Source organism: Synergistota bacterium (genome assembly GCA_021159885.1).
In the GTDB taxonomy this organism is placed as follows: Bacteria; Synergistota; GBS-1; order GBS-1; family GBS-1; genus AUK310.
This window is the reverse complement of the sequence record JAGHDO010000056.1, coordinates 1-9,650: the sequence shown is the minus strand read 5'-3', so window position 1 is coordinate 9,650 and position 9,650 is coordinate 1. Positions and strand designations below refer to the sequence as shown.

Here is a 9,650-nt window from a genome sequence, read left to right as displayed (position 1 = left end):
TGGCTTAGGAGTTGAGGTTGTTCCCGGTGTTTCAGCTTATAGCGCGCTTGCTGCTAAGCTTAGCATGGAGCTTACCATACCTGAGATAACTCAAACTGTTTTGATTACTCGCTTTCCGGGAAACACGATCGTTCCCGAAAACCTTGAAAGTTTCTTCAGTCAGACACCAGCTTCAGCAATATATCTCTCCGGTGCCATGTTTAAAAGCGTATTAAACACTTTAAAACGTTATTATCCTCCCGATTCCATATTTGCTATGGGACATAAGATATCACGTGAGGGAGAGATCATTATCTCAAAGAGGCTTGGAGAATGGACCGGTGAGGAAGAGGTTCCGCCTAATCTTACTCTCTTTCTGGTAAGGAAGTCCGGAAGCGTGAGATCTGAGCTTTATTCTGAGAAGAAAAGGCGAAGAGGGGCATGAAGTGCGCTTTAATATCGGTTAGGAAAAATGTCCAGCTTTTAAGGGTTATTAAGAAAGCTTTTCCCTTGGTTTATGAAGTAGAGGGGAAGTCTATATTTGAAAAGCTCGAAAAAGTTTTTAGGTGGTACAACACTTTAATATTTGTGGGAAGTACGGCGATCTTGCTAAGAAACGTGGCTCCCCTTCTAACTTCTAAAAGGAGAGACCCTGCGATAGCAGTTCTGGATGAGCGACTTAATCACTGTATTCCGCTTCTATCCAATCATCTTGGAGGTGCGGTTTGGTTATGTGAGCTTTTGAAAACAAAACTTGGGGTTGAGCCTGTTTATACGACTGCTACGGATGTAAACGGTCTTTGTGGTGTTGATCCTTTGGCTTTCAAGCTTGGATATGCTATTCATCCCGATGATGTTCATAAAATCAAGGAAGTTAATTCTCTTTTGCTTGAAAGGGGTTTTCTCAAATACTTCGGTAATTTAGGAACTTGGGTTATTCCTGGGCATTATATCAAGACTGATGGTCCTTATGATGCAGATGTTCTTTTTGACATGTCTAAGAGGATAAAGCACCTTAATGCAATAAGGCTTTATTCTAAAAAATTTGCGCTTGGGGTTGGGTTCCACTGCGGGCTTTCAGGTGCTGATTTGTATGAAGCTTTTAGAAGAATCCTTCCTGCCGAGCTTTCCTTTAGGATAGGAGCAGTAGCAACGATTCGCGACAGATGGGATTTACCCTCTATTCATGAGTTTTCAAGAAGGATAGGAGCGTATTTTACTTTCGGCTTTCCCAAGAAAGCGTTGGAAAAGAGCTTTTATGGGTATCTTGGGGGTAAGGTAAGCGATGCTGCGCTAAAGTATAGGGGAATTCCATCCGTTGCGAGAGCCTCTGGTTTCATGGCCTCACTGGGCGGTAAGGAAGTAGTTACGGTTAAGGATAAAGGCATTGGAGTGAAGTTTTCCGTTTTCGAAGCGCGGGATCTACATTGGTGTAGAAAGCTCCTTAGGTTTGAAAGGGTTCCGGAGATTTTGCATAAACAGAGATGAGTGGTGGGAGGATTTTCGTTGTGGGCATAGGTCCTTCAGGGAGAGATCATATGACTTTAAAAGCTGAAGAAGCTATAAAGGCTTCTAATGTAATTGTTGGGTACAGAAGTTATATAGATAGGATTAGGGACCTTCTCCGAGAGGATCAGGAGATTCACTCTTACGGGATGCGGGAAGAGGTAAAAAGGGCACGGTTTGCTGTTGAAATGGCTAAAGGTGGTAAAAGCGTTGCTCTTGTTTCCTCGGGCGATCCTGGAATCTATGGCATGGCTTCGCTTGTTTTGGAGCTCGCTCCAATAGATATCGGTGTAGAAATAATTCCCGGGGTGACTGCGGCGAGTGCGGCAGCTTCCTGTCTTGGAGCTCCTATCTCGTGCGATTTTGCGGTTTTAAGTCTGAGCGATCTCTTAGTGCCGTGGGAAAGAATATTGAGAAGGGCTCGTCTTTTGGCCGAAGCTGGGATGACGGTGGTCATTTATAATCCATCGAGCAGTGGAAGGAAGGCTAATTTACCATGTGTGTTTGAGCTTTTTAAGCAGATTAGAAAAAGGCCCTTTTGGATTGGCGTAGTGAGCAGAGCTTTCCTTCCAGGGCAAAAGAGCTACTTTTTCTTGAGCGATGATCCTCCTGATGGATGGCTAAAGGATGTTGATATGCTGAGCGTGGTGTTTTTCTGCGATGAGAATTGCATCGTTAGAAATGGAAAGCTGATACTGCCCCGGGGGTATAAACTTGGTGAAAGGGGGTGATAATCGCCATGACCTGACGGTATGACGACTACCACCCAGAGGCAAGAAGCTCATCTGTAAAGAGAATAGGAAAATGGAAGGAGGGTGTCAAGTGATGAAAAAGCATCTAAAGGTTTTGGTGGTGTTGGTGGTTTTAACGGCGCTTTTCGCTGCAAGCGTTGCGCCGGTTGCTGCCATGGGTTCGAGAAATAAGAAAGCAATATTGGTAGCAGCTTTCGGTACGACCTATCCTTCTGCGCTGAAGGCCATATTGAATGTATACAATGTCATTAAAAAGGCTTATCCGAATACGGAAGTGAGACTCGCCTTTACCTCGAATATGATAAGGGGAGTATGGCATGAAAGGCAGAGTGATAAGAGATTTCAAAAGGAACATCCTGAGATACCGAAACAGATATACAGTGTAAGATCCCCGCTTGCTGCGTTAGCTGAGCTTTCTGACGCTGGGTATAAAACCGTAGTGGTTCAGCCCCTCCACATATCTCCCGGAGAGGAGTATAACCTGCTTGCGGAAACTATTAGGGCATTGCTTTCTATAAGAACGCTTCAGGAAAAGAAAAAGTTTTTCAAGAAGATAGCGCTTGGAAGGCCCCTTCTTGGCAGAAACGGGCCCTATAAGGATGGAAAGACCTATCATGATGATATAAGAGAGGTTGCTAAGGCCCTTAAGTGTGATGTCGACCTTGCGAGGGAGAATAAAGCTGGCCTTGTTTATATGGCTCATGGAAACGAGCACTTTTCTCTCGGTTCCTACATGGAGCTTCAGAAGGTAATGAACCAGATGTATCCTGATGTAAAGATCTTTATCGGTTGTGTGGAGGGATTCCCTGGGATAGAGGAAGTCGTTGAGCAGATTAAGGCAGCCGGTGTTAAAAAGGTGATATTAAAGCCGCTTATGGTAGTTGCAGGCGATCATGCCAATAACGATATGGCATCGGATGAAGAAGATAGCTGGAGGATGATCCTTAAGAGAAATGGTATTATTGCTAAACCGGTGATTCAGGGAATTGGTGAGCTTAAGAGCATAGCTCATATATACCTGGAACATCTTAAAGACGCGGCAAGAGATGCGGGAATACAGCTTAAGTGAGTACATCGTCCTAAGCGAGAAGAGATTTTTTCTGGTAGTTTTCACGCTCTTAGTTCTGCTCTGTGTATCCTTAATAGCCTATACGGGGATGGGCTATATGCCCATCCCCTCTAAAGAAGTGTGGAGTATAATCTATCAAACGCTTGTTGGAAGATCGGTGGAGGCCAAAGCGATCTTTGGTAAGAAGTGGTATATAGTCATGGAAGTTAGGCTGCCAAGAATCCTTTGTTCTGCCTTGGTTGGGACCGCGCTTTCGATATGTGGAGTGGTTTATCAAGGGGTTTTGCTGAATCCTCTTGCGGATCCTTATACGCTTGGGGTTTCCGCTAGCGCTTCCTTTGGAGCTGCTTTAGCGCTCGTTTTCGACCTTGAGTCATATTTTGGTCTTTCCATCCAGCTTGTTGCTTTTCTATTTGCCGTGATCGCGCTTGCTTTGGTGATGAAAATGTCTACCTTCAAAGGATTCATTTCCCCCACCTCTCTTATACTTTCTGGAGTTATTATAGGTGCGATTTTCTCAGCTGGTTTAAGCTTTATGAAGTATTTAGCTGGTGAAGAAGTAGGTTCCATAATTTTCTGGCTCATGGGAAGCTTTGCTTCGAGAAGCTGGAACGATGTTTTGATACTTGTCCTTTTCACGCTTGTTGCTTTTCCCGTTTTTCTCCTCTTTGCACGAGATTTAAATAGTCTATCTATGGGGGATAGATGTGCCTATTCGCTGGGTGTTGATCCAAGTTTTGTTCGCATGGTTCTTCTCGTGGTTTCTTCCCTTCTTGTAGCTGTTAGCGTTTCTATATCGGGGATAATAGGTTTCGTCGGGATAATAGTCCCCCACATTTTCAGATTTATAGTGGGTCCCGATAATAAAAAGCTTCTTGTGGTTTCTGCAATAGGGGGCGCGCTTTTTCTCGCTACTGCTGATAATGCAAGCAGGGTATGGCTTCCTATGGAGGTGCCGATAGGGGTCCTGACCGCTATAGCCGGTGGACCGTTTTTCGCTATCGTCTTCAGAAGGAAGACCTTTAGGGGGGAAAGCCCGTGGGCAGCAAGAGGATAGCGCTTGAAGCACGGGATCTGCTTTATGAAATTGGTGGAAGAAGAATTATAAATGGCGTTTCTCTTAAACTTGAAGAAGCAACGTTTTACTCCATCATTGGTCCAAATGGCTGTGGAAAGACCACGCTTCTCGATCTTTTAAGTGGGGTGAGGGAACCCAGCTCTGGCGAAATTAGGCTTTATGGGATGAAGCTGGGGGAGATCTCTCGCAGGAAGATCGCTTGCTTAATATCGCTTATGCCTCAATCATTTGATGTCTCGTTCGATTTTTATGTCTATGAGGTGCTTCTCATGGGTAGATATCCGCATAGGGGTAGGTTTTCCCCCCTTGATGATGAGGATCTCAAAATGGTAGAGAGGGTCGTGAAGGAGCTCAATCTGAGCGAGATGGTGAATAGGCGCATAACATCTTTAAGTGGTGGCGAGAGACAGAGAAGTATATTTGGAAGAGTGCTCGTTCAGGATACACCGATACTCTTTCTCGATGAGGCTACCTCTAACCTCGATCCCTACTATAGATATAGCATGCTGGACAAAGTCTATGAGATGACGAGAAAGAAGGGCATAACCGTCGTTTCTGTCTTTCACGATCTCTCCTTAGCCTTCCTTTACGGAGATTATATCTTGATGATGAAGGAAGGCAAGATAGTTCACCAGGGTGAAAAGGAGAGGGTATTAACCCCTGAAAACATCCTCGAGGTTTTTAACATAGAGGTTAGGCTTCTTAGAGATGATGAAACGGGGGTAACCTATCCAATACCAGTTAGGGGTGAAGGAGGTCGATGCAGACCATGCGTGGACTTAGGAAAGCGGTTTTTTTACTTGCCATAATGGCATTTGTTTTCCTGTACCTTGGTGTCGCTTTTTCCAAGGGACTTCCTGTAAGGAGAATTATCTCGCTTTATCCCGCTCATACTGAAAACCTCTTTAGACTTGGCTTGTGTGAGGAGATCATAGGCGTATCACCAAGCGAGGCATTTCCCCCTGAGGTTTTTAAGAAGCCGGTTTATAGTTATAGAGAAGACCCTGAGAAAATAATAGCTGTGGATCCTGATCTGGTTTTAATAAGACCTTTTATAGAGAGAAAGTATCCTGCTTTCGTTGAGAAGCTTCGGGACGCTGGGCTGAGAGTGGTTTCGATGCAGCCGCTTAACTTTGATCAGATGTTTAACTATTGGAGAAAACTTGGTGAGCTTACCGGAAGGGAAAGGGAGGCTGGGGAGATGATAGAGGAGTTTAAGCTTGGGTTAGAGAAGATAAAAAGCATAGTTAAGGAGATCCCCCCTTCTAAAAGAAAACGTGTCTTCTTCGAGTCGGTTCATAAGGGACCAAAGACCGTTGCTCCAGGTTCCATAGCGGATACGGCCTTAAAGCTCGCTGGGGGAATAAACGTAGCTGAAAAGGATGCCATACCAAGACCTAATTCGACAATTGCGTATTATTCAAAGGAAAAGCTTCTGTTTCATGCTGATGAAATAGATGTTTACATAGCTCAAAGAGGAGCAATGAATAGGATTAAACTCAGGAAAATATATGAGGAAAGTGGATATGGGGCTATAAAAGCTATAAGGAATAGGCAGGTTTATATAATCGACGAGAAAATAGTTTCAAGACCTACTTATAGGTTGCTCTATGGAATAGAGGAGCTTGGGAGGATACTTTATCCAGAATATTTTAACGACATATCCAGCTTTGAAAACGATAAGCCTCTGAATCGCATAGAATTTGCAGAGTTAATTATAAAGATGACTAATACTCGATATAAGACTCCTAAGTATAAAAGACATTGGAAACGTGATTACATAACCGTAAATGGGGAAAGGCATCTATATGGTTATTTCAAAGATATAAGCTACTGTAAGAAAGAGCATCTTTATGCTGAAACGGCTGCCTTTCATTCCTTCCTCCCCTTAAGAAATGCGTTTAAGTTTGAGCCTCGGAAGCTCTTTACGAGGCGAGATTTAGCCTATGCGATCTTCATGGCTTTCGATCTTCCGGAGCCTGCTCGAAGGGCGATCTTAAAAGATGTAAGGAACGATGATCCATTTTACAATCATATAATCACCGTTGTAGGAGATGGAATAATGATTGCAAAAGATGGATATTTCAATCCGAAAGGTGAGGTTACCGGAATCCAGGCGATAAGAGCTATTAAAAGAGCAATGGAGGTTGTGAAAAGGAAGAGGTAAGCATGAAAACCATAAAGGCTTGTGTAATTGCTGGACTTAAAACATATACGGGTAAGACGACCTTTACCATGGGGCTTATGAAACTTCTTAAGGAGAAAGGAAAAGTTTCCTCGTTTAAGATAGGCCCCGACTATATAGATCCTATTTGTCATTATCTCGCTATTGGTCTTTATTCAAGAACGCTCGATTCCTTTTTTCTTCCTCCTGAAATGCTTAGGCTTCACTTTGCAAGGCATTCTTGGGATAGCGATTTTGCGGTGGTTGAAGGTGTGATGGGCGTTTTAGATGGGCTTCCCGATGGAAGGGCATCAACCGATCACGTTTCTTCTATCCTCAACCTTCCGGTGGTGCTGCTTGTCGAGAGCATGCAAACCGTTTACACCCTTGCTGCTATGGTTGAGGGCGTTTTGAGGAGAATAAGATCCAAGGTTCTTTCTATTGTGTTCATCAACGTTAAAAATAAGAGAATGTTTGATTTTCAGAGAAGGGCGATTGAGCGCTTCACGGGTGTTAAAGTTGCGGGATTCATTCCCTTTGATGAGAGGCTTAGGGTTCCATCTCGACATCTGGGACTCGATACCGATTTCGAACGCTACAGTGAGGTGGCGGAAATAATGGCTGAGCTTATAAAGTCGAACGTTAATCTGGAGGAAATCCTGGGAGAAGTCAGTGTAAGAAAGCCAGATCATGAAAAACTTTTTAAGAACGATCTTTCTATTAATTTAAATAAGAGGGTTGTAGCGGTATCTAAGGACAGGGCTTTCCGCTTTATATACCCGGACAACATAACCTGGTTTGAAGATAACGGTTTTAAGGTAGTTTACTTCTCTCCTCTTTATGATGAGACTCCACCCGATGCGGGTATTTACTATCTTGCTGGTGGCTATCCGGAGCTTTATGCTGAAACTTTATCGAGGAATAAGAGCATGCTGAAAGCTATGAGGGAAATTGCCGAGGATAGTTCTCTCTATTTACTTGCTGAGTGTGGTGGTTTTATGTATCTAACTCGCTCGGTTGAGGGTCATGAAATGGTGGGATTCATAAACGGAGAAACGCTTTCTACTACGGGAGGGCTTAAGAGATTCGGTTATGAGTACGTTAAGGTTCTTAAGGATACTTTCTTTTCGCGTGGAACAATTCTTAAAGGACATGAGTTTCATTACAGCGTTACGAATCTGAGGGAGGAGGAAGACGCTCTTTTAATAAGAAAGGCGTCAACGGGGGAAAAGTTCGTAAGCGGAATAGCGAGAGAAAACACGCTTGCATCGTATACTCATTTATATCTCCCTTCTATTTCTTTTGAAGATAAAGATGGCTAAATCTTTAATGATATGTGGTACCTCTTCAGGTGTGGGTAAAACTTTGATAGTGGCTGCGCTATGTAGAATCTTTGCAAATAAGGGTATTAACGTTGCTCCTTTTAAAGCACAAAACATGTCTCTGAATTCGGGAGTAACCCCTGAGGGGGAAGAAATAGCGAGGGCACAGATCATTCAGGCCATAGCTTCGAGAAAAGCTCCAAGCGTTTTGATGAATCCTGTCTTGCTTAAGCCGGAGGGGGAGGCAAAAAGCCAGGTAATAGTTAACGGGGAAGTTTTTGGTTCTATTCAGGCTAAGGATTATTATGAGAGAAGAAAAATACTTTGGGAGTACGTTAAAAATGCGTACGATAAGCTTTCGTCAAGCTGTGATCTTGTGATCATAGAAGGTGCAGGAAGCCCTGCTGAGATAAACTTGAAAGGCAGGGATATCGTTAATATGGCCATGGCGAGGTATGCAAACGCTTCCGTTTTGCTCGTTGGTGATATAGAGAGAGGAGGGGTTTTTGCTTCACTTTATGGTACCGTTATGCTTCTTGATGAAGAAGAGAGGAATATGATTAAGGGCTTTATCATTAACAAATTTCGAGGCGATAGATCGATATTGGATCCCGGTTTAGGGAAGCTTTATAGCCTGACTGGAATACCCACCATTGGGGTAATCCCTTATGTGAGGCATAACATAGATGAGGAGGATATTCTCTCTGAGAGGCTTCTTAAGAGAAAGAGGTGTTTTACTTGCTCTGGAGATGCCGTCGTTAATATAGTGGTGCTGAAGCTCAGATATACTTCGAACTATACGGACTTCATGCCATTGGAGCTTGAGGAAGATGTCAATTTATTTTACGTTTTACCCGAGGATCTTCTCGATATAAATGTGGGGGAAATCGATGCCTTGATAATTCCCGGTAGCAAGAATACCATGGCCGATCTTCTTCACCTTAAGTCGCTTGGTATAAACTCTTATCTTAGAAAGCTTCTGCAGGAAGGAAAAGTCGTAGTTGGCATATGTGGGGGATATCAAATGCTTGGGAAGAGAATACTGGACCCCTATGGCGTGGAAGCAGGTGGGGAGGTGGAAGGATTTGGGTTGCTGAATATAGAGACCTTTATGAAGACTGAGAAGACGCTTACCCTTGTTAAGGGCAGGTTGAGCCTGAAGGAGGGCGTTTCCGTTATGGGGTATGAGATACACATGGGGGAAACTAAGGTACTTTCGGGAATTCATCCGCTGTTTATATTGCTTGAAAAAAACGGAAAGCCTGTGCGGGAGGGCGATGGTGTTTCCTGCGATAAAAGCCTCTCCGTTTGGGGAACCTACATACATGGCTTATTCGACAGCGGGGGTTTTCGAAGGTTCTTTGTAAACATGCTTAGAGAGAGGAAGGGATTACCCCCAATTTTGAGTAAGGAATCACCATCCTGGCTTGAGATAACCGATGCTGAGATAGAGAGCTTTTCCCATGTTGTGCAAAAGAGCATTGATATTTCTTTCATAGAAAAACTTTGTGGGTTTTAGGGGTTGACTAAATTTTGAAAAAGATCTATACTTTAAAGCTAAGATGAAGGGTTCACTCAGTGGTTTCGGCTTTTATTATTATACTAACCGAGGGTCTCCGGCTTGAACCCCTGAGTTTGGGGGTAAAGCCCTGTTTTTGGCTTTAAGAGCCGGGGGCTCCATCTTAAAGGGTGGAGCCCCCGGCTTTTTATTTTACGCACTTATATTTAAGGAGGGGGAGTTTTAAGATGGAAGGGAAGTTAAGGGCTTTAAGGGAGAGCG

Annotated in this window: 9 protein-coding genes; all 9 read left to right on the top strand. The window is 43.7% G+C overall.

The genetic code is table 11. The features are described 5' to 3' along the window. A partial coding sequence (locus J7M13_05230; protein ID MCD6363386.1) for a precorrin-4 C(11)-methyltransferase occupies positions 1-424 on the top strand: 424 nt, incomplete at its 5' end. After that, positions 421-1,467 (top strand): cobalamin biosynthesis protein, encoded by a 1,047-nt coding sequence (locus J7M13_05225; GenBank protein MCD6363385.1) that lies wholly within the window; start codon positions 421-423, stop codon positions 1,465-1,467. The genes J7M13_05230 and J7M13_05225, both read left to right, overlap by 4 nt. Before the next feature lie 20 nt (positions 1,468-1,487). Beyond that, positions 1,488-2,216: a precorrin-3B C(17)-methyltransferase gene (locus J7M13_05220; GenBank protein MCD6363384.1), complete on the top strand. Its 729-nt coding sequence runs from the start codon at positions 1,488-1,490 to the stop codon at positions 2,214-2,216. Positions 2,217-2,310: 94 nt separating this feature from the next. Next, positions 2,311-3,306 (top strand): sirohydrochlorin cobaltochelatase, encoded by a 996-nt coding sequence (locus tag J7M13_05215; protein ID MCD6363383.1) that lies wholly within the window; start codon positions 2,311-2,313, stop codon positions 3,304-3,306. Further along, entirely contained in the window at positions 3,284-4,363 is a 1,080-nt protein-coding gene (locus J7M13_05210; protein ID MCD6363382.1) for an iron ABC transporter permease, read from the top strand. The genes J7M13_05215 and J7M13_05210 overlap by 23 nt, the downstream gene beginning before the upstream one ends. After that, positions 4,345-5,193: an ABC transporter ATP-binding protein gene (locus J7M13_05205; protein ID MCD6363381.1), complete on the top strand. Its 849-nt coding sequence runs from the start codon at positions 4,345-4,347 to the stop codon at positions 5,191-5,193. The genes J7M13_05210 and J7M13_05205 overlap by 19 nt, the downstream gene beginning before the upstream one ends. Beyond that, positions 5,154-6,551 carry an ABC transporter substrate-binding protein gene (locus tag J7M13_05200; GenBank protein ID MCD6363380.1) on the top strand — a complete coding sequence of 466 codons (1,398 nt, stop codon included), beginning with the start codon at positions 5,154-5,156 and terminating at the stop codon, positions 6,549-6,551. The genes J7M13_05205 and J7M13_05200 overlap by 40 nt, the downstream gene beginning before the upstream one ends. A gap of 2 nt (positions 6,552-6,553) precedes the next feature. Further along, positions 6,554-7,870 (top strand): cobyrinate a,c-diamide synthase, encoded by a 1,317-nt coding sequence (locus J7M13_05195; protein ID MCD6363379.1) that lies wholly within the window; start codon positions 6,554-6,556, stop codon positions 7,868-7,870. Then, a complete protein-coding gene (locus tag J7M13_05190) occupies positions 7,863-9,389 on the top strand; it encodes a cobyric acid synthase (protein MCD6363378.1) in 1,527 nt (508 codons plus the stop codon). Before J7M13_05195 ends, J7M13_05190 begins: the two co-directional genes overlap by 8 nt. Positions 9,390-9,650: the final 261 nt, after the last annotated feature.

Coding starts and splice junctions, on each gene's coding strand:
- J7M13_05225 (MCD6363385.1), top strand. CDS start 421: ATGAAGTGCGCTTTAATATCGGTTAGGAAAAATGTCCAGCTTTTAAGG.
- J7M13_05215 (MCD6363383.1), top strand. CDS start 2,311: ATGAAAAAGCATCTAAAGGTTTTGGTGGTGTTGGTGGTTTTAACGGCG.
- J7M13_05210 (MCD6363382.1), top strand. CDS start 3,284: ATGCGGGAATACAGCTTAAGTGAGTACATCGTCCTAAGCGAGAAGAGA.
- J7M13_05200 (MCD6363380.1), top strand. CDS start 5,154: ATGCGTGGACTTAGGAAAGCGGTTTTTTTACTTGCCATAATGGCATTT.
- J7M13_05195 (MCD6363379.1), top strand. CDS start 6,554: ATGAAAACCATAAAGGCTTGTGTAATTGCTGGACTTAAAACATATACG.
- J7M13_05190 (MCD6363378.1), top strand. CDS start 7,863: ATGGCTAAATCTTTAATGATATGTGGTACCTCTTCAGGTGTGGGTAAA.